The organism is Natrarchaeobius halalkaliphilus (assembly GCF_003841485.1).
In the GTDB taxonomy this organism is placed as follows: Archaea; Halobacteriota; Halobacteria; order Halobacteriales; family Natrialbaceae; genus Natrarchaeobius; species Natrarchaeobius halalkaliphilus.
This window is the reverse complement of record NZ_REFY01000003.1, coordinates 66384-91101: the sequence shown is the minus strand read 5'-3', so window position 1 is coordinate 91101 and position 24718 is coordinate 66384. Positions and strand designations below refer to the sequence as shown.

The 24718-nt window shown below is 61.0% G+C and carries 29 protein-coding genes and 1 pseudogene; 13 read left to right on the top strand and 17 right to left on the bottom strand.

The window, feature by feature from the left end:
- Nucleotides 1–77: 77 nt before the first annotated feature.
- Complete coding sequence (locus tag EA462_RS07350) at nucleotides 78–1385, top strand: DUF7289 family protein (RefSeq protein WP_124177925.1); 1308 nt, start codon at nucleotides 78–80, stop codon at nucleotides 1383–1385.
- Here the strand turns inward: EA462_RS07350 and EA462_RS07345 are convergent.
- From EA462_RS07345 to EA462_RS07325, 5 genes are read right to left on the bottom strand one after another with little or no spacing between them, the layout of a single operon-like run.
- Nucleotides 1378–2157 carry a DUF7289 family protein gene (locus EA462_RS07345; RefSeq protein ID WP_124177924.1) on the bottom strand — a complete coding sequence of 260 codons (780 nt, stop codon included), beginning with the start codon at nucleotides 2155–2157 and terminating at the stop codon, nucleotides 1378–1380. The genes EA462_RS07350 and EA462_RS07345 overlap by 8 nt on opposite strands.
- Nucleotides 2150–2596 (bottom strand): DUF7266 family protein, encoded by a 447-nt coding sequence (locus EA462_RS07340; protein WP_124177923.1) that lies wholly within the window; start codon nucleotides 2594–2596, stop codon nucleotides 2150–2152. Before EA462_RS07340 ends, EA462_RS07345 begins: the two co-directional genes overlap by 8 nt.
- Nucleotides 2586–3548, bottom strand: coding sequence for a DUF7261 family protein (locus EA462_RS07335; RefSeq protein WP_124177922.1), 963 nt, complete (start codon nucleotides 3546–3548; stop codon nucleotides 2586–2588). The genes EA462_RS07340 and EA462_RS07335 overlap by 11 nt, the downstream gene beginning before the upstream one ends.
- On the bottom strand, nucleotides 3536–4123 hold the full coding sequence (locus EA462_RS07330; protein WP_124177921.1) for a DUF7288 family protein: 588 nt from the start codon (nucleotides 4121–4123) through the stop codon (nucleotides 3536–3538). Before EA462_RS07330 ends, EA462_RS07335 begins: the two co-directional genes overlap by 13 nt.
- A gap of 2 nt (nucleotides 4124–4125) precedes the next feature.
- Nucleotides 4126–4587: a DUF7287 family protein gene (locus tag EA462_RS07325; protein WP_124177920.1), complete on the bottom strand. Its 462-nt coding sequence runs from the start codon at nucleotides 4585–4587 to the stop codon at nucleotides 4126–4128.
- Nucleotides 4588–4972: 385 nt separating this feature from the next.
- Here EA462_RS07325 and EA462_RS07320 point away from each other — a divergent pair, with 385 nt between their 5' ends.
- Complete coding sequence (locus tag EA462_RS07320; RefSeq protein ID WP_124177919.1) at nucleotides 4973–6211, top strand: iron-containing alcohol dehydrogenase family protein; 1239 nt, start codon at nucleotides 4973–4975, stop codon at nucleotides 6209–6211.
- Nucleotides 6212–6357: 146 nt separating this feature from the next.
- Here EA462_RS07320 and queC read toward each other — a convergent pair whose 3' ends face one another.
- The 4 genes from queC to EA462_RS07300 form a co-directional block, all read right to left on the bottom strand.
- On the bottom strand, nucleotides 6358–7131 hold the full coding sequence (gene queC, locus EA462_RS07315; protein WP_124177918.1) for a 7-cyano-7-deazaguanine synthase QueC: 774 nt from the start codon (nucleotides 7129–7131) through the stop codon (nucleotides 6358–6360).
- A 23-nt stretch (nucleotides 7132–7154) separates the two neighbouring features.
- Complete coding sequence (locus tag EA462_RS07310) at nucleotides 7155–7973, bottom strand: 7-carboxy-7-deazaguanine synthase QueE (protein WP_124177917.1); 819 nt, start codon at nucleotides 7971–7973, stop codon at nucleotides 7155–7157.
- Between the two features lies 1 nt (nucleotide 7974).
- The gene (locus EA462_RS07305; RefSeq protein WP_124177916.1) at nucleotides 7975–8463 is read right to left on the bottom strand and encodes a 6-pyruvoyl trahydropterin synthase family protein; all 489 of its coding nucleotides are present in this window, start codon (nucleotides 8461–8463) and stop codon (nucleotides 7975–7977) included.
- 197 nt (nucleotides 8464–8660) lie between these two features.
- Nucleotides 8661–9011, bottom strand: coding sequence for a winged helix-turn-helix domain-containing protein (locus EA462_RS07300; protein ID WP_124177915.1), 351 nt, complete (start codon nucleotides 9009–9011; stop codon nucleotides 8661–8663).
- A gap of 258 nt (nucleotides 9012–9269) precedes the next feature.
- Here EA462_RS07300 and EA462_RS07295 point away from each other — a divergent pair, with 258 nt between their 5' ends.
- Nucleotides 9270–9965 carry a competence/damage-inducible protein A gene (locus EA462_RS07295; RefSeq protein WP_124177914.1) on the top strand — a complete coding sequence of 232 codons (696 nt, stop codon included), beginning with the start codon at nucleotides 9270–9272 and terminating at the stop codon, nucleotides 9963–9965.
- On the opposite strand, the gene EA462_RS07290 is transcribed toward EA462_RS07295, so the two are convergent.
- A complete protein-coding gene (locus EA462_RS07290) occupies nucleotides 9962–10165 on the bottom strand; it encodes a hypothetical protein (RefSeq protein WP_124177913.1) in 204 nt (67 codons plus the stop codon). The two genes, EA462_RS07295 and EA462_RS07290, sit on opposite strands and share 4 nt — an antisense overlap.
- A 36-nt stretch (nucleotides 10166–10201) precedes the next feature.
- On the opposite strand from EA462_RS07290, the gene EA462_RS07285 reads away from it, so the two are divergent.
- The 3 genes from EA462_RS07285 (at nucleotide 10202) to EA462_RS07275 (ending at nucleotide 12732) form a co-directional block, all read left to right on the top strand.
- A complete protein-coding gene (locus tag EA462_RS07285) occupies nucleotides 10202–11338 on the top strand; it encodes an ATP-NAD kinase family protein (RefSeq protein ID WP_124177912.1) in 1137 nt (378 codons plus the stop codon).
- Between the two features lie 103 nt (nucleotides 11339–11441).
- Complete coding sequence (locus EA462_RS07280; RefSeq protein WP_124177911.1) at nucleotides 11442–12473, top strand: phosphate signaling complex PhoU family protein; 1032 nt, start codon at nucleotides 11442–11444, stop codon at nucleotides 12471–12473.
- A 73-nt stretch (nucleotides 12474–12546) separates the two neighbouring features.
- The gene (locus EA462_RS07275) at nucleotides 12547–12732 is read left to right on the top strand and encodes a DUF7525 family protein (RefSeq protein WP_124177910.1); all 186 of its coding nucleotides are present in this window, start codon (nucleotides 12547–12549) and stop codon (nucleotides 12730–12732) included.
- Between the two features lie 26 nt (nucleotides 12733–12758).
- Here the strand turns inward: EA462_RS07275 and EA462_RS07270 are convergent, their stop codons facing one another.
- A complete protein-coding gene (locus EA462_RS07270; RefSeq protein ID WP_124177909.1) occupies nucleotides 12759–13220 on the bottom strand; it encodes an SPW repeat protein in 462 nt (153 codons plus the stop codon).
- A 283-nt stretch (nucleotides 13221–13503) separates the two neighbouring features.
- Between EA462_RS07270 and EA462_RS07265 the strand changes: the two genes are divergently transcribed.
- Nucleotides 13504–14412 (top strand): J domain-containing protein, encoded by a 909-nt coding sequence (locus tag EA462_RS07265; RefSeq protein ID WP_124177908.1) that lies wholly within the window; start codon nucleotides 13504–13506, stop codon nucleotides 14410–14412.
- Between the two features lies 1 nt (nucleotide 14413).
- Here the strand turns inward: EA462_RS07265 and menD are convergent, their stop codons facing one another.
- The 3 genes from menD to EA462_RS07250 are packed head-to-tail and all read right to left on the bottom strand — an operon-like array spanning nucleotide 14414 to nucleotide 18308.
- On the bottom strand, nucleotides 14414–16249 hold the full coding sequence (gene menD, locus EA462_RS07260; RefSeq protein WP_124177907.1) for a 2-succinyl-5-enolpyruvyl-6-hydroxy-3-cyclohexene-1-carboxylic-acid synthase: 1836 nt from the start codon (nucleotides 16247–16249) through the stop codon (nucleotides 14414–14416).
- 2 nt (nucleotides 16250–16251) lie between these two features.
- A complete protein-coding gene (locus EA462_RS07255; protein ID WP_124177906.1) occupies nucleotides 16252–17610 on the bottom strand; it encodes an isochorismate synthase in 1359 nt (452 codons plus the stop codon).
- A gap of 32 nt (nucleotides 17611–17642) precedes the next feature.
- The gene (locus EA462_RS07250) at nucleotides 17643–18308 is read right to left on the bottom strand and encodes a sulfite oxidase-like oxidoreductase (protein WP_124177905.1); all 666 of its coding nucleotides are present in this window, start codon (nucleotides 18306–18308) and stop codon (nucleotides 17643–17645) included.
- Nucleotides 18309–18530: 222 nt separating this feature from the next.
- Here EA462_RS07250 and EA462_RS07245 point away from each other — a divergent pair, with 222 nt between their 5' ends.
- Both EA462_RS07245 and EA462_RS07240 read left to right on the top strand, forming a co-directional pair.
- A complete protein-coding gene (locus tag EA462_RS07245; protein WP_124177904.1) occupies nucleotides 18531–18830 on the top strand; it encodes a hypothetical protein in 300 nt (99 codons plus the stop codon).
- Nucleotides 18831–18951: 121 nt separating this feature from the next.
- Nucleotides 18952–19176, top strand: a complete 225-nt coding sequence (locus EA462_RS07240; RefSeq protein ID WP_124177903.1) for a ribbon-helix-helix domain-containing protein — start codon at nucleotides 18952–18954, stop codon at nucleotides 19174–19176.
- Between the two features lie 16 nt (nucleotides 19177–19192).
- Here EA462_RS07240 and EA462_RS07235 read toward each other — a convergent pair whose 3' ends face one another.
- Nucleotides 19193–19381, bottom strand: a complete 189-nt coding sequence (locus EA462_RS07235) for a DUF7550 family protein (protein ID WP_124177902.1) — start codon at nucleotides 19379–19381, stop codon at nucleotides 19193–19195.
- A gap of 100 nt (nucleotides 19382–19481) precedes the next feature.
- Nucleotides 19482–19655 (bottom strand): DUF1059 domain-containing protein, encoded by a 174-nt coding sequence (locus tag EA462_RS07230; protein WP_124177901.1) that lies wholly within the window; start codon nucleotides 19653–19655, stop codon nucleotides 19482–19484.
- A 297-nt stretch (nucleotides 19656–19952) separates the two neighbouring features.
- Here EA462_RS07230 and hisF point away from each other — a divergent pair, with 297 nt between their 5' ends.
- The 3 genes and pseudogenes from hisF to EA462_RS07215 all read left to right on the top strand — a co-directional run bounded on the left by hisF (nucleotide 19953) and on the right by EA462_RS07215 (nucleotide 22220).
- Entirely contained in the window at nucleotides 19953–20768 is an 816-nt protein-coding gene (hisF, locus tag EA462_RS07225; protein ID WP_124177900.1) for an imidazole glycerol phosphate synthase subunit HisF, read from the top strand.
- 66 nt (nucleotides 20769–20834) lie between these two features.
- A complete protein-coding gene (locus tag EA462_RS07220) occupies nucleotides 20835–21677 on the top strand; it encodes a hypothetical protein (protein ID WP_124177899.1) in 843 nt (280 codons plus the stop codon).
- A 76-nt stretch (nucleotides 21678–21753) separates the two neighbouring features.
- Nucleotides 21754–22220: pseudogene (locus EA462_RS07215) on the top strand (cupin domain-containing protein).
- Here EA462_RS07215 and EA462_RS07210 read toward each other — a convergent pair.
- The gene (locus tag EA462_RS07210) at nucleotides 22217–22501 is read right to left on the bottom strand and encodes a DNA-directed RNA polymerase subunit L (protein ID WP_124177898.1); all 285 of its coding nucleotides are present in this window, start codon (nucleotides 22499–22501) and stop codon (nucleotides 22217–22219) included. The pseudogene EA462_RS07215 and the gene EA462_RS07210 overlap by 4 nt on opposite strands.
- Nucleotides 22502–22605: 104 nt before the next feature.
- Between EA462_RS07210 and EA462_RS07205 the strand changes: the two genes are divergently transcribed.
- Nucleotides 22606–24444: a rhomboid family intramembrane serine protease gene (locus EA462_RS07205; RefSeq protein ID WP_124177897.1), complete on the top strand. Its 1839-nt coding sequence runs from the start codon at nucleotides 22606–22608 to the stop codon at nucleotides 24442–24444.
- Nucleotides 24445–24718: the final 274 nt, after the last annotated feature.

The window sequence follows — 24718 nt, the reverse complement described above, 5'->3', positions numbered from 1 at the left end:
CGATCTGTGCGTCCGGTTACTTGCATGACATACTAATTACCGATACTATTTTATCAGTGTGCTGTGACTCACGCACAGTGAGTAGTAGTGGCCCACGCCCGGATTCGATCGCGGAAACAAATCCGGACGAGCGTTCGCAATCGGAGATCATCGGCCTGGTATTGCTTTTGGGATTTTCGATCATTTCAGCGACGGGGTTGTTTTTGGCTGGAATGGCGATCGTGGACGGCCACCAGCAGACGACCGAAGTCGGTGCCGCCGAAAACGAACTCTCGCTCGTCGGATCGAAGATATCGGAAGTGACGCTCGGAGAGTCGACGGCGCAGACGGTTTCGGTCAGTGGTCAGAGCGGCACGTACGGCGTCAACGAAACGGCGGGTCGAATGGAGATCACTCACTACAATCGGACCGGGACTGATACTGGCGAGTTGATCGGAAACGAGACGTTCTCGCTCGGTGAGATCACGTACGCCACCGATGGGGAGACGATCGCGTACCAGGGTGGTGGCGTCTGGAAGCACGATGGGGACCACACCACGATGGTCTCCCCGCCCGAATTCCACTACCGATACGGCACGCTCACCTTGCCGATAATCAACGTGACGGGGGACGGACAGCGAACAGGGAAAACCGACATCGTCGCTCAGCGAACGAGCGAGACGGAACGAATCTTTCCCAACAGCTCGAGAACGTACGACGATGGAACGGTGTATCAAAACCCGATCGAGAACGGAACGGTCGAGGTGACGGTTCACAGCGAGTACTACCTCGGCTGGGAGCGCTACTTCCAGGACCGAACGCAAGGGAACGTGTCGGTCGACCACGAAAACGAAACGGTGAACGTCGAATTAATCACGCTGGGCGATCAGGGCCTCACACCGCTGAGCGACGGCGGAGACATCAGGATACGGGCCGCTCAGGAAGACGACCCGATAAACGAGTTCACGCTCACGCTGGCCGGCGACGGGAGTTCGGGGCTGAACAATCTCGACTGGAGCCTCGAGGTCGACGGAACGGAGGTGGCTAACGTCCACGGACAGGGACACGGCGGCGTCGATACGACGATCACGGATGCAACCGGTGAGGAGTGGACGGCAGAGGACGCGTTCGAAGTGAATCAGAGTGCGGACCCGGAAACGGTCACGATCAACTTGACGAGCGACGTGATCGCACAGAACGCGAGCGGTTCGGAGAGAGAACTCGGGGCGTTGTTCAACGAGACGATCGAAGCGTACGGACCGAACGTGGATCTAACGGTGGAAGACAAATCCGGCGCTCAACGGGTCGATCACGACGAGTCGGAGGGGTACATCGATTACGAAGCCGAAGGATTCGTGACGTATCTACAGATCACGGAGAACACGGCCGACGTCCGGTTCAGTTGATCTCCCCCTGAAGTCTCGTTTCAGGAACGTAGATTTCACTCGTCATTTGACCAGTCGTCTCGCAGGTTACGGCGACGTTCCCGTCGGGCTGCTCGACCACGTCGCTCTCGGCACACTCGAGCAGTTCGTACGATCCGAAGTACGACCTCCAGGCGTCCCCGCGACGTTCGTCGGTCGTGATCTCGATTTCGAGTTCGTAGCCATCGGAGGTGGTGTTCTGTTCGAATCTCGACGTGAGGCGTTCCGTTCGGACGAGGACGGTCTGTGATCCGCCGACCGAGATTCCACCTTCTGTACTCGTAAACCGAACCTGTGGAAGTACGGTTCGATTCTCGTCGATTTTCGTCTGTGGCTCTCGGACCATTCGGCTGGTGTCCGTGTCCTCTCGAAACACCGCTCCGTTCGAGTACACGACACGTTCTCCCTGCTGAGTTTCGTAGACGATCGGTTCCGTGGACCGATCGTACACTGTCACGTTGTCTTCAGATCCGTCCGGGGACACGGTTACGTTGACCGATTCGCTCGGACCGAAATAGAGGGCTGCATCCGTAACTCTGATCTCGGTTGCTCGGCCGACCTCCCGATCGTTCGCGTGATCGTCCATGTTCGAAGCGAGGATTTCGAACGCGGCCTCGGCGTTGTTGATCTGGGTTCGGTCTCGAGAATCGCTCACGGTCGTCGTGCCAACGAGAAAGAGCATGCTGAACGACAGCAACACCAGACCGAAGATGATCGAGTACCCGATCAGTTCGGTTACTCCACGGTCATCCATTCGCAATCACCAGCTCGTCGCTTTCGGAGTCGTACGTGATCTCGAGTTCCCCCCCGATAACCGTCGTCTCTGCGACCGGCGTCGTGGTCGGGACGGTCGTTTCGGTGGTGACGTCGACATCCGCGCTCTCGACCACGAGCGTCGTCTCCTCGCCACCGTTGACGACGTCGATCGTATAGTGGCCACCACTCACGAGCTGCGGTGACGAAGAGCGAACGGCGAGGGATTCGGTTTCGCCCGCCGTGTGCGTGAGTCTGTCCGCAGTCTGGAGGTCCGCTGTGACGCGTTCTCCGATCACGTCGAGTTCGGCCTCGACGGCACGTTCGTGTTGGGACTCGAGCAATCCGCCGGCGGCCACCGAGAGACCACCCATGAGCATCACGGTAACGCCGAGCAAGAGGGCGTAACTCAACGCGGTCGAAAGTGCTCTATCGTCCATAATGAGTGTTTGGGGCGGCGGTGACGGTCGATTCGTACTCGATTCGCTCGGTTTCGTACATCAGCGAAACGTCGGCAGCGTAGATTCCGGCGACGGCAACCGGCTCGTCCTCGCCCGGTTGGTTGAAGCTGTTCGACGACAGGGGGTCGGTACTGTTCACCGTCAGCGTGTACGTCCCTTCGACCGCGCTGGCGTTTGCGTACTCGATCGTTCCGTAGGGTGCCTCGAGATCTCCCGCGAACGTCACCGGCTCACCGTTACAGTAGTCGCCATCGACCGTTCCGGCGACGAAATCGATCTCGAACGGTTCGTCGTGCACCGTACAGTCGGCGATGACGTTTCCGTCTCTCTCCGTAGTTACCGTCGTCTCGCTTCCGTCCCCAACGGTCAGGTTCCACTCCCCGTCGGCGGTCGAAACCGACAGCAGAAAGTCGTCACTCACGTCGTGGATCGTCATCGAGTAGTTTCGAACGTCGGCGTTCTCGACGACGGCCCAAGCGCTCTCGTCGTTGGCGTTCTGGAACGAGCCGCTCTCACTTTGTCGGATCTGTGATCCATTCGACGGGCTGGATGGCGTCCGATCGAACGAAAGCGAAGCGTAGTGTCCGTCCCGGACGAGATGAGATCTCGACAGGTCGTCCCAGTCCGCTATCGATTCGTCGAACTCACTGACGAGGGGGTCGTGATCCTGAGAGTCCGCGTCCCGATTTGTCGCGGTTACGAAACCTTCACCGGCGTCCTGAACCGCCGATTCGAACTGAACGGCGTCGTTGCCGCCGATATCGCTCCCTCGTGTTCCGAGGTTTTCCGCGTAGATGACGCTGTTCAATAGGACGGCGAGGAACACGAGTGTGAGCGCGATCATCACTCCCATGACGAGGAGGAGCTGTCCGCGGTGGACCGACCCATCCTCGTCTCTCCGGGGCGCATCCCGTCCCCTCACATCCGCCATAGTCTCAACTCGATTTCGACCACGTTGTATAGCGCCCCGTCGGCTTCGTTCGGAACGTAGAACTCTTCGGCGTCCTGAAGCGTTACGTCGGTGGGATCACCGCTGGAATCGAACAGCGTGTCGTCCTCGAAGAGCGTCACCGTCTCGGTCACGGTCACGGCGTGGTCGCTTGGTTCACCCTGCGTAACGAGCGTTCGAGAACTGATTTCCCCGTCGTCGACGTAGTTGACGTGGAGATTGAAAGCGATTCCCCGCTCGGTGATCGTCCGCCGAAGCTCGGATCCCAACCGGAGGTCGTCCGGCAAACCGCTGGTGTAGCGGTGATCCTCGTTCGAACCGTGGTACGTCTCGGCGTCGTTGTCCCAGTACAACAGTGCGGTTTTGAGCGATCCGTCTTCGGCCGCCGCCTCGAGCAGCCCCTGTCCAACGGCTCGCTGTTGATTCTCGATGTGTTGGCTCGACGTACTCTCGGTCATCGGAGTGACTGCCGACACCTGGAGTGCGAAGACGAGGCTCAACACGAGCAACACCGCGGCCAAAATCCCCTCGAGTGCGTGTATCTGTCCTCGTGCCATCGTTACCACACCCTCACGGACAGCCAGTACGATTCGTCGTCCACCTGAAGAACCCGCTGCGTGACGGAGACCTGCCCCGCTCGTTCGGGGACCGGTTCACCGAACGTGTACTCGACGCCGTTACTCGAGAGCGGCTCTCCGGACTCCGTGCTGACGACAGAGATGTTGAGCGGCGTTCGGGTATCGAGACCGACCGTAGTGTGGACGTCGTCGGGTTCGTCGAAGAACGCCGTAGCCGCCGTCGTATTGATCTGCGTCGAGGATGGCGTATCGACGAACGTCGATTCCGCGAGATCGGTGGCGACTCGGTCGGCTCGAAGCGGGTCCGCCGCATCGCTCTCGCTAAAGGGGGCGATCAACTGCGGCGCCGAGGCGAAGACGAGCATGACTGCAACGATAAAAACGGAAAATCCAATCAAAAAGTCGAAATGAGTTTGGCCGCGGTTACTCTGTTTAATAGTCATACTGTAGATACCTTATTGAATGTCGTACTGGATACTTACACTCCCAGTATAAATCGTTTTCACCTATGTTGTTATATTTTTAATATTTCGAGTTCGAGGTTCCAGATAAGACCGCACATCGCACCCCTGCAATCAGCAATCCTCGTTCAGAAACGTAATATTTTGTGTTCATATTCTCGCTTCTGAGCAGGATGAAACGCGCTCAGTTTCGAGTAATATTAGACTTTTGATATTATATCGGGTCTAAGGACCATATAGTTGTCATTGACTCAACAGCTATTACCATTAGATGGTGAATACTCGTTGGTATTTTCGAGTCCCGGATTCGAGGGAGTGAATCGCCGCTGTTCGTGTCTTTAACACGACCCGGTTCGTAGGGCTGAGCATGACGAGATCGGATTCGGAAATCGACGATCACGAGAGGACATCAGCGTTCAGATTCGAATACGAGCCACCCGCGCTCAGATTCGGTGCGGATTCCGTCGACGGGCTCGAGGACGAACTCGAACGACGGGGATTCGAGCGAGCGATGATCGTCTGTGGATCGACGGTCGGAGGATCACCAGACGTGATCGATCCGGTGAAATCGGGTCTGGGAAGCCGGTTAGCGACAGTCTTCGACGAAACGACGCCGAAAAAACGTCTCGGAACCGCCTTCGACGGACTCGAGCGCCTCCACGCGGAGGATGTCGACGTTCTGATCAGTCTCGGTGGCGGGAGCAGCCTCGACGTCGCAAAGGTACTCAGCACCCTCGCCGCGTCCGGACGTTCGCGTTCGGACATCGGCGCGGAGTTTTCCGATCGAGGAACGATTACCGTTCCCGATGAGGGACTGATTCCGATCGTTGCGATTCCGACGACGCTTGCCGGGGCGGATCTCTCGCAGGTCGCAGGCGTCACCGCCTCGCCCGAGTCGGGACTGGTCGACGAGGAGATCGGCGGCGGGATTTCCGGACCGGAACTGATGCCGACGGCGGCGTTCTACGATCCGAGCCTCGTCGCGACGACTCCCGAATCGATACTGTCGAGATCGGTGATGAACGGGTTCGACAAGGGAGTCGAGACGGTCTATGCGAACAACGCGACGCCGGTGACGGACGCGACGGCCTCCCGAGGGATCGGGTTGCTCGCGGACGGGATACGTTCGTACGGCCGCGGCGATCGCGGGATCGGCACGTTCGAAACGCTGCTCGAGGGCACCGTTCTCGTTCAGTACGGCATCTCGCGTCCGGGCGAAACGACGCTCTCGGTCGTCCACTCCTTCGGTCACGGACTCACTCGAACGTACGATGTCCAGCAAGGGGCCGCCCACGCGATCGTCGTTCCCCACGTTCTCGAGTTCCTCTTCGACGACGACGCGGTCGACGCACGAGTGACGACGCTCGCGGCCGGACTGGGTGTCGACGACGCGGCCGATCCGGCGAAAGCGGTTCTCGAGTGCGTGATGGACGTTCGCGACGCGCTGGGGCTTCCGACCCGCCTTCGGGACGTCGACGGTCCTGCCCGCGCGGAGTTCCCCGCCGTCGCGAAAGCGATCCTCGCTGATTCGTTCATGGCGAATGCCCCACCGGGATTCGACCCGGACCCGGAGGAGATCGAAGGGGTTCTCGAACGAGCCTGGTAGGGTTCTCGAGCAACGACGATGCCGGCGACGAGGAACTGTTGTGCACGATTTTTGGTGTCGACCAGTGTTCGGTCCCGTAAGTAACAAAGATCGGTGTCGACGTCCGTCTCGGAGACGTCCGCCCACCGCACCACCATCCGACAGCGTCAGCCGTCGGTGTACGACGGTCGACGCTCGTACGCGATCGGATCGCGTACGCCGATTCGCTGGAAGGCCTGCAGCCGGTACGCACACGCATCGCAGGTCCCGCAGGCGGGTTCGTTCTCGCGGTAGCAACTCCAGGTGTGTTCGTACGGAACCCCGAGGTCGATACCGTACTCCGCTATCTCGGTTTTCGACCAGTCGACGAACGGTGCGTCGATCGTGATCTCGGTTCCGGGTTTCGTTCCGACCGCGACCAGCCGCTCGAACGCTTCGAAAAACTGGGGACGACAGTCGGGATAACCCGAGAAGTCCTCGCTGTGTGCGCCGATGACCACCGTCTCACAGTCGGTCGCCTCGGCGTAAGAGACGGCCATCGAGAGCAGGTTCGCGTTCCGAAAGGGGACGTACGAAGACGGAATCTCGTCGCGTTCCGTATCGGCGTCTTCGAGTGCCATCCCGTCGTCGGTGAGACTCGAGGCACCGATTTCTGCAAGATGGTCGGTCTCGATCCGCAGGAAATCGGAGGCTGTGAGCTCGCTCGCGAGTTTCCGGGCGCAGTCGTGCTCTCGGTCTTCCGTCCGCTGGCCGTAGGTGGTGTGCAAGCAACAGAGTTCGTACCCGCGGTCGCGGGCGGCGTAGGCGGCGGTCGCGCTGTCCATGCCGCCCGACAGGAGGACAACGGCGCGTCCGTCGGTCGGTTCGGCCGCGAACTCGAGGGCGGGTTCGACCGGATCGTCGGTTCCGGTATCGCTGTCAGTGTTTTCGTCTATCGTCATGGTGTGTTCGGGTCTGTATCGAATTACGTTTCGGGCGCGTCGTTCCAGAGATCGACGTGCAGACGCGGTGTATATCGGAAGCCGTACTCCATCGCGAGTTCTGCGACCCGTCCGCGCGTTTCCGCGAGCCGTTCGCGCGTCGCACCCTCGGGCATCAGGAGGACGTCATCGTCACGGATCGGAACGTCGGCAGCGTCCCGAAGTTCCGCTATCACGGACAGAATCTCCGGGAGGTCACCGTCGTCGGTGACGACGAACTTGAGTTGAAACTCGGTGTCCTCGATGAGCGCGGTGAACGACTCGAGATCGATCCGATCGGCTTCGTGACGGCGCTCCCAGCTAGTATCGTCCTCGTCCGACGGGGAGCGCTCCGGAGTCGGCGTACTGGATTCGAGTTTTGGGCTGATCGAAACGAGATCGATCGGCCCATCCCGGTAGATCGTTCCGTTCGTCTCGACTGTCGTGTGATAGTCGCGGCTGGCAAGTTCGTCGAGGAGATCGGCGCTTCGCTCGTGAAGGAGTGGTTCACCGCCGGTCAGAACGACGTGGTCGGCGTCGTAGGTTTCGATCTCGGCTACGATTTCGCTCAGCTCGAGCCAGGCATGGGTCGGCTCCCAGGAGGTGTGATAAGAATCACAGAACCAACACCGAAGGTTGCAGCCGCTCGTTCGGACGAACACCGATGGCGTTCCAGCCAGGCGACCCTCGCCCTGGAGCGAGTAGAACAACTCGTTGATCGGGAGCCCGTTGGGATCTGTCGTAGCGTCATCTCGGTCGCTTTCGGACGCGGTCCCGTCGAGGCCCGCGACGGCCTTCCGATCGGTCGTCTCCGATACCGGCATCTCAGCGATCGCTCCCCCCACAAAGTTCGCTCGTCTCGCTGACCGTCACGGCCACCTCAGAGACGTTCCCGGGGAGTTCCGACTCGAGGCGATCCTCGAGGACGAGGCTCATCACCTCCGCCGTGGGCGGGTGCTCGAGGACGACGAGCGCGTCCTCGTCACCCGCCGCAGAAAACGCCTCGATGAGTGGGTCTCCTCGCTCGAGCAAGAACATGTGGTCCCACTGGTCGATGACCTCCGTGACCTCGCTCTTGTCGACGACCCACCCCTCGTCGGTTAGGGTTCCGGCGATGGTGACGGTCAGTTCGTAGTTGTGTCCGTGCGGTCGCGAACACTTGCCGTCGTGATGGAGAATCCGATGGCCAGCACTGACCCGTATTGGTCGGTCGCGACCGATGTGCAGGACACGCCGTGTTCCTGCTACTGGCAGCCCGGCTGTCTGAGAATCGGTGGACACATCCACACCATCTTCAGAGAAGTCTGTGGCCATACCAAGATATTCTCTCGAGAATACTTAACTCTACGTGATCCCCGTTGGTCGGTACTGACGGGGATATCGAAGGCAGGAACGAAATACTGTGCTGTCGATGCACTGGCTGTCGAGCAACCGTACGGTTCGTTATAACGTTTTACGGTGTTCGCTCGGACGGGGTAGCGATCACCGGTAACGAATCATAACAGGCCGTATCAGTCCTCGAGTTGGTCTTGGAGTTGATTTTTGGCTTCGGTGCGTCGTTTCCGAGAGAACCGTGGCCGCGTGTCCGCAAAATCGACCTCGAGCTCGTCGAGGGTTCGCCGGTAGATGTTCGTTCGACGACCCTCTTCGGAAAGTTGCCGTCCCTCACAACTCAACAGGCCCGCGTCGACGAGTTCTTCGATTCGTCGATAGCAGGTCGCGATCGGAATCTCGATGTCGTCGCTCAGTGCCTGCGCCGATTTCGGGGTTCCTGCAGCACAGAGTATCTCTGCACTGTACTTGCTTCCGAGTGCGGAAAGAATGCCAGCCGACTCGGTGGGGGTTGTGTCCGGATGAGACATCGTTGCACTGTTCCCAATTATCAGAATTGAATCTTGCGGTTGTCGTGAGTCTCATCAGTACTGAACAGTCGTGATCAGAGATTGCGTCGTACGGACCGTTATAACGTTTTACCGGTGATGGCTCGGACCTGGCAGCGATCACCGGTACCGAAGCATAACAGACCGTATCAGCCGTCCGCCCGGTATTCAGTTCGATCCACGTCCCGGGCAACGACCGGCGGACGAGATACCTATGAACGCGGGGTACAAACGGGGCGTATGAACGCGGCTGTCGTAACGGTCGGTGACGAACTGCTCGCGGGACGGACGACGGATACGAACGCCACCTGGCTCTGTGAACGACTCACGGACCGTGGCGTCTCCGTCGACCGGATTACGACACTCCCCGACCGAATCGGGGACATCGCCCGCGTAGTCAACGAGTATCGCGCCGAATACGACGCCGTGATCGTCACCGGCGGGCTCGGACCGACTCACGACGACGTCACGATGGAGGGAGTCGCCGCCGCTCTCGGACGATCACTCGAGGAACACGACGGCGCACTCGTCTGGCTCGAACAGGAGGGGTACTCGAACGACGATCTGACGGACGGGACGGCTGATCTTCCCGCAGGTGCGCGGGCGCTTCACAACGACGTCGGGGTCGCACCTGGTGCGGTACTCGAGGGTGTTTACGTTCTCCCCGGCGTCCCCAGCGAAATGCGAGCGATGTTCGAGACGGTGGAATCCGAGTTTTCGGGGACGCCGACACACCGTGAGGTGGTCGTCATCGACGAACCCGAAAGCGCGCTGCTCGACCGGGTCGAACGGCTCCGTGCGGAGTTCGACGTCTCCGTCGGCAGCTATCCGGGGGAGTTCGTTCGGATCGCCATCGAAAGCACCGACGAGACGAGCGTCGAACGGGCCACGGCGTGGTTACGGGAACGATCGGAAACCGTCTCGGGAGATGCTTAGCGATACAGGTACGCGAGCCAGACGAGGACGACGACCAGCGCCAGCACTAACGTACCCCAGCCAACGACGTCCATCGGTAACGCCGGTTCGGTCTGAAGGAGCGTTGCGGTGAGTGCGTTCATGTCCGCCGCTCGGTTCCGAGCCCCCTTAGTTCTACAGGAACTCGCCTCGAGATCGACCTGATCCGCCCGTAGGGACATCAGACTTCTTTTGGGCCGACCCTCCTTACCACGGCTATGGACTCACTCGGTGTCGTGGTCAACCCGATCGCTGGAATGGGCGGTCGGGTCGGCCTGAAAGGAACCGACGGAACGCTCGAGGAGGCGCGGCAACGGGGTGCAGAGCCACGAGCACCGGAGCGCGCCCGCCAGGCGCTCCGCTCGCTCTACCGACGCACGCCCGACCTGACCGTCTATACGGCCGCCGCCGTTATGGGAGAGGACGCTGCTCGAGACGCGGGCTACGAACCCGAAGTCGTGTACACCGCCTCGAGTCTCGAGAACCGGTCCGAACGGACCGGTCACGACTCGTCCGGTCTCGAACCGGACGAGGCCGGAACGACTGCGGACGATACTCGCGGTGCGGTCGGTGCGTTTCTGGAGCAGGGCGTCGATCTCGTTTTGTTCGTCGGTGGCGACGGAACGGCCGTCGACGTCGCGTCCGTACTCACCGACACCGCGGATGACAAAAGTCAGGTTCCGATGCTGGGTGTCCCGGCAGGCGTCAAAATCTACTCGTCGGTCTTCGCCGTGACGCCGTCCGACGCAGGCCGGATCGCTGCCGAGTTCGATCGCGTCGAGTCCCGCGAGGTGACGGATATCGACGAAGCGGCCTACCGCGACGGCGAGGTCAGAACGCAACTACGGGCCGTGGTGTCGGTTCCCGTCGCACCCGCTGTCCAGTCGAGCAAGCAGATTTCCGGCGGGAGCGTCGACTCGCTTGCGGCCGGTTTCGCTCGCGAGATCGATTCAAGCCGGACGTACGTGTTCGGTCCCGGCGGCACCGTCGGAGCGATCGAAACCGAACTCGAGATCGAACCCTCACCGCTCGGCGTCGACGTCTGGCGAGACGGTGAGGTACTCGCTCGCGACGCCGCGGAGTCGGAGATTCTCGAGGTTCTTGAGGACCCGGTTACGATTATCGTCTCGCCCATCGGCGGTCAGGGATTCGTCTTCGGCCGTGGCAACCACCAGATTTCGCCGGCGGTGATCGGACGTGCCGACGAGATCGAGGTCGTCGCATCCGGCGAAAAACTCGACGGGATAGACGTCCTTCGCGTCGATACGGACGACGGTGAGATCGATGAGGCACTCCGTGGCTGGCTACGGGTCCGAACCGGCCGGTTTACGACTCGGCTCGTCAAAGTAGTATAAGGCCCATTGGAGAGAGGTCATGGTAGATGCAAAATATAACTATTTGATGGCGTGGTAATGTGGATATAGTCAATATTAAGACCGCGCCACGACTATAGCCGGTATGGAAACGCGGAAAGTCCAGCGGCTCGGTCCCTCCACGCTCGCAATGACGCTCCCTGCGGCGTGGGCATCCGAGCACGACGTCGAAAAGGGCGACGAGGTGTCGCTTCGTACGAGCGGAAAGGGAACCCTGACGGTGATGCCGGAGTCAGCCAGCTCCGAAGAGACCGAAGCGATCATCCATACCGACGATCTCGACGCGAGCGCCGTCGAGCGTGCGATCGTCGCCCAGTACGTCCTCGGCCGTCGCGTGATCCGCATCGAACGCGAAGACGGCGCCCTCGAATCCGCACACATCAACGCGGTCTACCAGGCGGAGACGCAGTTGATGGGACTGGGGGTCATCGAGGAGACGCCCGAGAACATCGCGATACGCTGTTCGGTCGATCCCGAAGACTTCACGCTCGACAACTTGCTCGAGCGCCTGGAACGGACCGGACAGACGATGCGCGGAGAGGGTATCAAAGCGCTTGCACACGGCAACCCAGATCTCGCACAGCGGGCACTCAACCGGGAACGGCAGGCGAACAAGATCTTCGTCCTGTTGCTTCGGTTGATCTTTACGGCCTACCAGAATCCGAACCTCGCCCGTGCGGTGGGCCTGGATAGCGGTTTTCCGTTGATCGGATACCGCTCGATCGCGAAGAACCTGGAACTGACCGCGGACAACGGCGAGGACATCGCGGATATCGTCATCGAAACCGAGGGTCACACGCTCGACGTGGACAACTCGGTCATGCGGGATATCCGCGAGCTGAACGATCTCGTCGATGAGATCACGTCGCTTGCAGTCGAGTCCGCAGTCGAACGCGACTACGACAAATCCAACGAGGTGAGACGACTGTTCCACGAGATTTCCGACCGCGAAAAAGAGATCCTGGCCGATCTTCCGGAGATGCCGAATACGGAGCTTCTTCGGGTTCGTGAGGTTCTCGTCAGCCTCCAGCAAACCGCCCAGTACGCGATGCGAAACGCCGAAATCGCCGCGAACCTCGCACTGAACGAAGAGTCCGAACACACGACGATCAAATGAGGGTCGAGTCGCAGGGGCGGTGACGCCGACGCGAATAAATGCTATTAAGGGACCCCCGTTCGAACTGGCGCGCATGACCGCGCAATCGGAGTCGACGGACAAGGGCGTCGGACTGGCGCTCGCGCTCGGTGCGCTCGCTTCCATCGGCGCACTGTTGATGATCACTGGTGCACCCGACATCGAAGCGGCCTGGGGATTCGCCGCCGCAATGGTCTTTAGCTCGCTCGCAGTCGTCGGTATCCACCTTTACGGGAAGTGAACCCAGATAGAGCGCGTAGTCGCGTGCTATCGGGTTCCGGCCGCCGTTCCGGCGCGGACGCCACGCCCGCCAGCGTATGCGATGTACGCAGCCATCGCCGCGGCGATGATTCCGAAGACGACGTTACTCCAGACAAGCGCGGACGCCGCGACCTCGAGGCCCTCCATCGCAAACTGGCCCTCCAGTGCGAAGGGGGCGACGAGCGTCCACAGTGCGAGCAACGCGACGAGTGACATCACGCTCGTGCTGGTCGGATGGTCGGTCACGATCCGGTAGTAGTTGTAGCCAGCAAGCAGGAAGATCGCCCCACCGATGACCACGTTGTTCCACGTAAACGCGACCACCGCTTCGTAGACGAACGGTGACGCGGCGATCCACAGGCCGATCAACGAGACGATTCCGCTGAGCCACTTCTGAGCCTCGGGCTCGTCTCGTCCCTGCATCTGTGGTGTCTCCCCGGCCGGATCGGTCGTCGTGGATTCACTCATGTTGATCCCGGTCTGGCGATTGCCTGCGTGCCGCCAAAAAGCGTATCGACCGTTGCAGCGCCCACCCCGGAATCCGGACCTACTGACCCTGAGAGACGGGTTCTCGAGTGGAGGTTTGCATCGGTTATCCGCCATAAGAGGATATTTACGAGCCCCCAATCAGTCGCTGGCCGAGATCCACCGATCCGGGTAGTTCCAGGTTACCACGGCACGGAATAACAGGATCGCTGAATCCGACAGCCGGTGGACATTTCAACGGAGCAACCCTATCGTCTTCCGGCGGATGGCCGAGAACTATTACGAGGTCCTCGAGATCGAACCGGACGCGACGCGGACGGATATCGAAGACGCCTACCGGCGGCGTGTTCTCGAGACTCATCCGGACCACAACGACGACCCCGATGCGATCGACGAGTTCCAGCGCGTTTCGACGGCGAAGTCGATACTCACCGACGGCGACGAACGAGCGCGCTACGACCGACTCGGACACGACGCCTACGTCCGACTCGGACGGTACGCAGGACCGACATCCAGCTCCGAATCTCCCGGTCAGCGAACCGATGATCGGCGTTCTAGCGAGTCGGCTGGGATGAGCTCGGACCGGAGAACGGGGAGCAAGGGAACGCATCGTCGACACCGTCAACAACGAAGCAATCGTCGAACCAACCGACAGCGAAATCATCGTCAGCACCGCCAGCAGCGAACAGCGACCGGACGGTCGGCCGAATCGAACCGATCGTTCGACCCCGGGGCGTCGAGCGAAACGACGGAGGATACAAACAGTGAAGCGTCGAACGGCGAGACGAATTCGGCGTTTCGGTATACGGTTCAGGACTGGGACGAGGACGTCGACCTCGAGTGGGAGGGACGATCGATCGACCACTCGACGGCGGTGACGGTTACCTGTCTCTGGATACTGTATCCGGTGTTCGTCTATTCGAGCCTGACGCCGATGGTTTCACCGATTCTCAACGGTCTTTTGCTCGTCTGTACGCTCGGTGTGATCGGCTACCTGCTTACGATGCCGCGAGTCGCGATGCTCGTCTTCGGAAGTCTGAGCGTGCTGTTTCCGCTCGGCGTCGGCCAACTCCAGCTGATCGAGCCACTTTCACTGCACGGCGGAGTTTCTGTCGCGTTCGTCTGGATTCCGTTTGGATACGCCGTGGCGGTCTGGTGGGCGCTACGACCGTAAGCTATCGTCGATCGCTCGCGAGTCCGTCCCTGGTCCGATCTTTCAGGGCTCGGCGTCGGTCGTGACTCCGATCCGAGTCGAACGAGACCGAGAGAATCTGCGTTCCGGTCGACTCGAGCGACCTGCGATATGCGTCTTCGAAGGCTGCGGGCTCGACCTGCTCGAATGCGAGCCCGTAGAACTCCGCGAGCGCCTCGAAATCGAGACCGTGAGGTGTCTTGAACTGGTCCGTGAACGGAGGATCGAACTCCTCGATCGGGAGTTTGTGAAAGATGCCGCCGCCGTCGTTGTCGAGTAGGACGATCGTCGCATCGACGTCACAGCGGCCGACCGCGAGCAGCCCGTTCGAGTCGTGGTAAAACGCGAGATCACCCGTCACGAGGACGAGCGGGTCGTCGGTCGCGCTTGCAGCACCGAGGGCCGTACTGGTGATCCCGTCGATGCCGCTCGCGCCGCGGTTGGCAAGCAGGGTCAACTCGGCCTCTCGCGGTCGACCGAATCGATCGGCATCCCGGATCGGCATGCTGTTCGAAACGAAGACCGTCGCGGGATCCGGCGCGTGGTCGAGAACCGATGCGAGAATAGCGCCCTCGAACGGGTCGGACTCGAGCGAGTCGACGGTCGTTGCGCGGTTTCGAACGCTCCAATGACGTGCCTCCGCGTCAGCGAACTTCGAGAGCCAGGAATCGTCGGTCGCGTTCGTCTCGCGTTCCTCGAGCGTCGTCCGGAGTCGTTCGAACACGGCCGACGGCGCGCCAGACACCAGATCGGTCGCCGTGAACGTCGCCTCGCGCCAGCCTCCCGCGGGATCTATCAGGAACTGTCTCGCCTCCGCATCCCGGAGCGCGTGACGCAGGGACTTCGATGTCGGGGATGCTCCGAACCGGAGAACGGTATCCGGCGCGGGTAGTGCGTCGACGTAGCTATCGTAGCCGCCGTAAACCAGCGGTCGATCGTCGCGGGTATCGGTACTGGAATTACCGGGCGCTTCGGCGTCGGTGACTCTTTGATGCAAGCCGAATCGAAGGGACGACAGTGGATCCGCGAGGATCGGCGCACCGACGCGAGCGGCGACGTCGACGACGGTCTCGGGTTCGATCGCCGACAGCTCTTCGGGGTCGGATGGTCCGCCAACGATCAGCGGCCGATCGGCGGTCGCGAGCGTTCGAGCGACGGCGTCGATTACGTCCGAATCGGGCGTCTGCGTCGCTGAACTGGTTTCGACGAACGCGTCCTCCCGACCCGAGCCCGCAAGCGTCTCGACGAAACGTTCCGGAATCGCGTCGGAAACCGGCGTCGGCTCGAGCGGTTTCGGAAACGGACAGTTGAGGTGGACCGGACCGGGAGGAACGCCGTGGGTTTCCGAAAGCGCTCTCGCGGCGGTCGTTCGGAGACTTCGAACCGTTCGTTCGTTCGCGTTCGGTTCGGGAAGATCGGCGTTCCAGCGGACCGCATTTCCGTAGAGCCGTCGCTGATCGATCGTCTGGTTTGCTCCGCTGTCTCTGAGTTCCGGCGGGCGGTCCGCGGTGAGAACGAGCAGTGGAACCCGAGCCCGATCGGCCTCGATCACGGCGGGATGAAAGTTCGCGGCGGCCGTTCCGGACGTACAGACGAGCGCCGTCGATTCGCCGTTTCGGCGTGCCCGGCCCAGGGCGAAAAATGCGGCCGAACGTTCGTCGAGATGCGAGTAGACCTCGATATCCGGCTGTTCGGAAAACGCGACCGTCAACGGCGTCGACCGGCTTCCCGGCGCGAGACAGACCGCCTCGAGTCCCCCCTTCGCCAGTTCGTCGACCAGAATCCGTCCCCACAGTGTCGATCGGTTCGGAGCGGTCATTGTCACCTCGTCTTGAGTTCGTCGAGGATCGGTCGAAACTTCAGCTGTACCTCAGTCCACTCCTCCGCCGGGTCGCTGTCCGCGACGATCCCGTTACCCGCAAACAGCGTCACGGTGTCGTCGACCGCGAGCGCAGATCGAAGGGCGACCGCGAACTCCCCGTTACCGTCCGCGTCGAACCAGCCGATCGGTGCAGCGTACCAGCCTCTGTCGAACGCTTCCGTCTGTCGAATCGTCTCCCAGGCGTTCGTCGGTGGAACGCCACCGACGGCCGGCGTTGGGTGTAACGCCTCGACGAGTTCGAGGACGTGGTGGTCTCCCGCGAGCGTGGCTGACAGTGGTGTTCGCAGGTGCTGAATCGTATTTAGCTTCCGAACTCTTCGATCCCCGATCGCCAGTTCGCAAGCGAGCGCCTCGAGTTGGTCGCGGATCGCTTCGACGACGAGTTCGTGTTCGCGCTCGAGTTTCTCGTCGGCCAGCATGCGAGTCGCGAGTTCGTCGTCTGATTCAGGGGTCTCACCGCGCGCGACGGAGCCGGCAAGCGCTTCGGTCTCGACGCGGTCGTCGCGTTTCGAGACCAGTTGCTCGGGCGGTGCTCCGAAGAACGTGCCGCCGGTTTCGTGGCTCACGAGAAACCGATAGCAGTTCGGATACTGGCGTCGAAGCCGCTCTAACATCGTCGGTACGTCGACTGATGACTCGAGATCGATCGAGAGGGCCTGGGCGAGGACGACCTTGGTGAGTCGGCCGTCCTCGATTCGTCCCAGCGCCGACTCGATCTGTTCGTTCCACTCCTCGGGCGAGGTGGATCGTCGGGTCGAGGTCACGCCGGGTCCCGATCCGCTCGCACGCATCGCCGGACCGCTGGTAAGACGCTCGTGCCAGTGATCGAGACGATCGTAAGCGTCGTCAGGACCGTTCCCGACGGCCGTCACCCAGATCCCGCCCGTATCGTCTCTGGTGACGAATGCGCGCGGGACGACGAACGACGCCGCGTCGAACCCCGTCCACGGCGGGTTGGGCGCGTGTCCATCGTGAAATGAAAACCCGCCGAACGCTCGTGGCCGTGCGACCGGTGGTCCGTCGTGTTCGAGCGCGTCGAACACCCGATCGGCTGACGTCCGAATTCGTTCGAACCGGTTCGGACCGGCTGCGGTAAATCGGGCTGCAACGCCCCGACCGGCGATCTCGAGGCCGTTCGGTGCGGTCCACAGAATCCGCGGCTCGTCGTCGGTGTCGACGATCGCACCGAACGAGACGTCCGTCACGTCGCGACTGCAGCTGACGAGGTCGATCGGCTCTTCGTGCTCGACCGACGCCGATTCAGCCGCGAGCCCTCGCCCGCCCGACGTACGCTCCATCGACCGTGGTTCAGGACCGACGCGTCTTCAGCCTAACTATATCGCTCCTCACCCCACGGGTTCGCCGTTTGTGAGTAACCGCGGCGTTCCCAGTAGCCGGGTTCGGGTTCGGTAAGAAACTCGACGCTGTCGACCCATTTGGAACCCTTGTACGCGTACCGGTGTGGCGTGACGACCCGAAGCGGACCACCGTGATCGTCCGGCAGTGGCTCGCCGTTGTAGCCCCACGCGAACAGTACCTCCTCGCGCAGACAGTCTTCGAGCGGCAGGTCAGTGGTGTAGCCGTCGAGTCCGGCGAACATGACGTGGACTGCATCCGACGAAACGCCGACCCGGTCTGCGAGCTCGGTGAACGGGACGCCGGTGAACGCACAGTCGAACTTGCTCCAGCCGGTGACGCAGTGAAAGTCCTGACGTTGAGTTTCACTCGGCAAGGCGCGGAACTTTTCCCAGGTGAACGAGCGTTCCTCCTCAACGGCACCGGTGACGGTGAACTCCCAGGTCTCGGGGTCCCACTGCGGCGTTCCGCTCTTCGAGAGAACCGGAAACGCCGTCGTCTCACGCTGTCCCGGCGGCAGTCGTTCGTCACCGAACTCCCGATAGAGATCCGTGACGTCGCTGTCGACCGCGTCTGTGGCGTCGTCGGTTACATCTTCGACCTCATCGCCGCCTCCATCCGTGACGTCGTTCGCTCTCATACTCGAGGATCGGGACGAACCGACGTAGATGTGACGCACAGGCGGTCGGAGGTCGGTCGTCGTCCAAGAACCGGCCCTATTCCGGCCGGAGAAATCAGAGATTCACAGGACGAGAGCGCGGTCGAAACGGTTCGAAACCGTCTTGTTGTTCAGGCAAGTCGAATCCTTCCCATCGAAACCCTCGCCATCCCTTAGTACGACCTCCACGACTGCGAACCTTGCATGGCGACCAAACAGCAGATGACAGAACGGGATGTCCCCACGGAGAGAGCAGAAGAACTCGGCCAACAGGCGATGGGTCCCGCCTTTCTCGCGTCGGCCGCCTCGGTTGGTCTCTCGTGGTACTACTTTTTCCTCCGCGGGGATCGCGAACGAGGGCTCTTTATCGGCCTGTGGCCGCCGACGATCCTCGCGTTCGCGAGTTACTTCAACCAGCGAAAGATGCGCCAGCAACTCGATACGATAACCAAACCTGGCACGTCGATCAAGAACGCGATCGACTCGATGATGGGGAGTCGGTAGCTCCCGAGTCGGGCAGACAGTCACGTTCTCGTCTCTCGGTTTTTCCGGACGATCCGACGGAATCCGACTCGTGGAAAATCCCCGTCAAACCTAAATACCCCCTTGCCGAAAGCCGAATCAGATGCCGAAAGTAGAGATCACGATTCCGGAACACCTCGAGATGCAGATCGCCCAGATGGTCGAACGCGGCGAGTTCGTCAACCGCGAAGAGGCCATCGAAGACCTGCTCTCGACGGGTATCAAGGCCTACAAGACGAGTGGACCGATGGACGAAGAGGACGGGGCCGGCGGCCCTGGCCTCGAAGACGACGGAATGATGGGCCACGACGACGAATACGTCTTCTAATACTGCGGTTCTGGCGCTACGCTGCGAGCGTTGCAAGCGGGATTCCGAACGCGATCAGCGCACCGAGTACGAGAACGAGGAATCCCACGGCGACGCTTCGGGCTGAATACTCGCTCATCGGTGCCGTCGTCCGTTCCGCCTCGAGGTCGTGACCCACATCTGCGCCCGAGTCGTGGTCCACTTCTTGGTCGGTGTCGTCTGTCATACGCGCGTCTTTTCGTCTCACGACCATAAAGACACCTACAGCGACTCGAGACAGGGATCGTCTCGACCGTGGGGCCAAGGTCGTGGCCAGACGACGTTTCTCAGACGACCTGTAGATGCTCGTTCTGAAGCTCCTCATCCGTGTAATCGGCTTCGTGGACCTCCTTCATGTGCTTCTTTGCCAGTTCGATCGCTTCCTGTTCGTTTTCCGATTGGATGATGAATCGGCACTCGTCGGATACCGATTCACAATCGAGTTTGTGTGCTTTTGTCATGTCTGATCACGTGATTTTTCGTTCGCCGCCATTCGTCGGGCTACCTCGAGCGCGGTTTCGATGTCGGCCAGCGTTCCTGAGATGGGCCAATCCCGATTCCCATGATCTCTCCTCGCGTTCAGTCGTCGACCGAACGGTGCTCGATACTGTACCTGTGTATTGTTATCAGGCACCGTTCTTAATACTACGATAGGTTATTTAGTATTTTCTTGTAAATTATATGTATAACTGTATCAGAGCGTCAGACGATCGATCCAGTCGGCTTTACTATCTCTGGAACGAACCGGCACGTAAGAAATGGTGCTGACCAAGCGAATCATCCCGTGTATCGACGTCGATCTGGACGAAGACGGGAACCCGGCGGTGTATACCGGTGTACACTTCGAGGACCTCGAATACACCGGCGATCCGGTCGAGATGGCCAAAGCGTACAACGAGTCTGGAGCCGACGAGTTCGTCTTCCTCGACATCACCGCGTCGGCCGAGGGTCGCGAAACGATGCTCGACGTCGTCGAGCGCGTCGCGGACGAAGTGTTTATTCCGCTCACCGTCGGCGGCGGCATCCGGACGACCGACGACATCAAAGAAACGCTTCGTGCCGGTGCGGACAAGGTGTCCATCACGACGGGTGCCATCGAGCGACCCCAACTGATCACCGAAGGGGCACGCGCGTTCGGCAGTCAGTGTATCGTCATCAGCGTCGACGCGAGACGCCGCTTCGACGAGGAGGGAGAGCACTACGTCGATATCGACGGGGAGTCCTGCTGGTTCGAGTGTACCAAAAAGGGCGGCCGCGAGGGAACCGGGATCGACGTCCTCGAGTGGGCAAGCGAGGCGGAGGCCCGCGGAGCGGGCGAACTGTTCGTCAACTCGATCGACAAGGACGGAACCAAAGACGGGTACGATCTTCCGTTGACCAGTGCTGTCTGTGACGCCGTGGAGACGCCCGTTATCGCCTCCTCGGGCTGTGGCAGTCCCGAGGACATGTACGACGTGTTCACCGAAGCCGACGCGGACGCTGGGTTAGCGGCGTCGATCTTTCATTTCGACGAGTACTCGATCGAGGAGACGAAGACCTATCTCGACGAACACGACGTGCCCGTTCGTCTGTGAGCGCCGGAGCGGTCCCTCGTCGACCTTCCAGTACGCTTATATTCTCGCAGTTGTGCCCTTCATTCAGTGAAGTGGCGGTGTACGTGGTGTGGGAAACCCCACGAAGAGAACGATCCGCCCTGTGACGAGTGTGGGCACAACGCCTTCGAACGGGCGGTCGTCAGGGCGGGCAAAGAGCCGCGCAACTCGCCGGCCAGAACCGTCGATACCGGCACGCCGTACGTCTGGCGCTGTTCGAACTGCGGCCGCGACCACGTCAAGAACAATCCGCCGTGTTCGCGGTGTGGGAACCCCGAGCTCGAAAAGACCGAACAGACCTACGCCGACGTCGACCGCGACCTCGAGACGCCGAGCTGGCTCGAGGTCGCAAAGCCGTATATGCCGATATTCGCCGTCATCGGTATCGTCGCAGTCCTGTTCGCGACGGGAATCGTCTCTCCGACGATTATTCCGGGCATCGGGTCACCCGCTCCACCCGACGCACCTGGGGAGGGGACACAGGCGGCCGGCATCGATCTCGAGGTCACCGCAAATGAGGTACACGAGCGTCTGGAAAGCGAACGAGCGACCAGCGGCGAGCCGCGGGAGTACGATGGAGCACTGGCCGCCTACGCGGAGTATCAAAACAGGGCGTTCGTGTCGGTCGAGTACGAGGACGAACGCCCCGGTCTGGCCGACCCAGGCGAGTTTGGAGCCGACTGCCACGGAGAACCGATCGGCGGACAGCTCTCACTTGACGGCCCGACGATCCAGGAGTACGCCGACGAAGCCGATCTCGCAGACGACATCACCGATCGGCTACTCGTCTCTAGTATCGGCGACGACGTTCGCGACGGATACGACGGTGAGGGGATCGACGTTCACGTCGGCCCCGGCGGCGACGTCTACGTCTACTACGCCACCTGTTAGGATTCAGTTGGACCAGACGCACGCATCTGTCAGTTCAGCCACTGGAACTAATACGTCCAGATCTCTTCTGGCTCGTATGGATCCGATCAACGAATCCGATCTCGAGCGAGACGACGTACGGTTCAGACGGAAACAACTGGGAGGGGCGGCCGACTCCGATCAGCCGGGCTGTAGTCTCTACGAGCTTCCAGCTGGCTGTCGATCCTGGCCCTACCACTATCTCACGGCAACGAAGAGGCGATGTACATCCGTTCGGGGAACGGGACGCTTCGACTCGATGGCGAGATGTACGACTTCCGAGAGGAAGAGTACGTCGCGTTTCCCGCGGACGAATCGGGCTATCACCGCGTCGTCAACGGCTCCGACGGTCCGCTTCGCTATCTTCTGTTCTCGACGATGAACGAACCCGACGTCACGGTTTATCCCGAGATGGAAAAACTGGGTGTGTTCGCCGGTTTGGCACCCGGGGAACGAGGCGAGCGGTCGCTCTCCGGCTACTATCGAATCGACGATGACGTCGACTACTGGGACGGCCCGGATTAGGTTGCAGCGTCGAACGCGTCGCGAAACGAAACCGCTTTCTCACGGACGTCAACCGCGGCCTCCTCGAGCGCTTCGAGTGGGTCGACTCCCGCTTCCGTTTTGACCGTCAGGATGGGGTCGGTCTGTCCACCCGACTGTTCGGGATTCATGTCGTAGGTCGCTGCGCTGACGTCGTCGTGCTCGAGCAATGTGCCTTTGAGGACGTTCATGAACGTGTGATCCTCCCCAGCGATCTCGATCGAGAGTTCGTCCTCGGTGCTCTCGGTAACCCGCAGTTCCATACCTACTCGTGCGTTCGTCGGCCGCTTGTACCTTTCGAAGGTACCTCCCGAGTGGACGAACGGACAGCGAGCAGTATATAGGCGTCCGGTCGAACCACAGGCACATGCTTTCGGTCGCGCTCACGCTGCTCGTCGCGGTGGCGATTTTCGGATCACTCGCAGTCGTGAGCCGACTCGACGACACTGATCGACGCTGGCGCGATATCGCTCGAGCCAGGTTCGTCCTCGGAGTGCCGTGGGGAACGCTGGTCGTCATCGCCATCGTCCTCACCGTCTACCTGTTCGTCCAGGACGGGATATCGAATCTCTCCGATCCGGTAACGATCCCGTACCGAGCCTGGTCGTATTTTTATCCACTGGGTATCTTGACGTCGTCGTTCTCTCACGCGAGCTTCGGTCACCTCGTCGGGAACCTGATCGCGACGGTGGCCGTCGCGCCGATCGCAGAGTACGTCTGGGGACACTACCCCGACGAAGAGATCGCTGAAACCCTCCCGTGGTGGCGTTCGAATCCGTGGGTTCGGGCACTCGTTCTCTTTCCGCTCGCGGTCATCGGTATCGGGATCGTGACGAGTCTCTTCGCGCTCGGCCCCGTCATCGGATTTTCGGGCCTCGTCTTTGCGTTTGCCGGGTTCGCAATCGTCCGATATCCGATTACGACGCTCATCGCAACGATCGGAATTCAGAGCGCTCTGGTAACGGTGTACAACTCGCTTCGATCACCGGTCTTCGTCTACGCGGCCGAAGCGAGTCCACCATCCGCTCCGTCGTGGGCAAACGTCGCCATTCAGGGCCACGCACTCGGCTTTTTCATCGGGCTCGTCCTCGGAATCGCGCTCCTCGAGCGCCGGCGAAATCGGACCGGCGGCTCCGGAGTCGCTCCGAGCGCGATGCGCATCTGGATCGCCGTGCTCCTCTATGCGTTCTCGAAGGGGCTCTGGCAGATATACTGGTTCGGAGAAGGGAACACGTACTATCTGTTTCGGGGGCCCGGCGTCGCACTCGTCGCGGCACTCGCCCTCGTTATCACGCTCGCGATCGCCGCCTCGAACCGGCCGGTGCTCCCCGACCGGTTCGCAACCCGGATTCAACGCGCTCGAAGTTCGCGTGACGGGGCACCTGGCTCTCCTGTCGATCGTCCAATCGATCGACTGGATGGTGAGGAAAGCGCCCACAGCGAAGCGGGCGTTCGGTTCGAGCGAATCCGGGAGCTAGCTTCGAGTTTTGACGCGGGATCACGGGGGGCGGGGACGCTCACTCGTCGTGGCACCGCGTTCGTGAGCGTGTTGCTGGTCCTCGCCGTCCTCGGCGGGGTCGCGATCCCGCTCAACCTGCTGGTGATCGAGGGGGCCACGGACGCCGACGGACCGACGGTTCAGATCGAAGATTACACCGTTCAGTACGCCGAAGGAGTCGAAAACGAACTCGTTTCCGGGATCGGAATCGACGCGATCGAAGACGACGCTGGACTCTCCGGAGACGGCGTAATCGTCTCCAGCGACCGGCGAAACCTCTGGATGGAAGCGATCACCGCCGCTCGGCTCGAGTTTTCGGGATCGGAGACGGTTTCGGTCGGCGGCCCTGGCTGGCGAGAAACCGTCCACGTCGAGCGCGCCGGCTGGGACCCCGTCGGAAACGACACCGTCTATCAGGTGTGGCTCTGGCAGGATGGAACCGATCGTCAACTCGCCTACGAGTCGAACGCCTCCCGTGCGGACGTCCGCATCGACAACAGCACGGTCGCGATCGCCCCCGACGAGGGAGAGTTCCTCCTCGAGATCGATTCGGACGGCGACGAGTCGGTCTCGAGCGTCCCCGTTCCGGAACTGAACGAGTCGGCCGTCGCAGGTGGGCTGACCGTCGAGAACGAGGACGGAACCCTGTACGCCGAAACCGCTGGAACGACGGTTGCGGTGGCTCACGAGGAGAGTTACGACGGTTAGTGGATCACAGCGGCTAGTGGCATACAACGGATAGGGAACCACAACGAGTGGAAACGCAACCATCGACGCAGATCCAGCGCTACATCGCGCTCTCGAGTGCTCGCTACCGAGATGCTCACTGGGCAACCGAACGGTATGCACCACGAACAGTCCACTGTACGTGTACGTTTCGGGCACTCACCCCCTCTCAGGATCCGTATCAGGCCGTCCCGAGAACGATCCGGCAGCGGTTAACGATCGGACCACGGCGGGAAGCCGGACAGAAACAATGGTC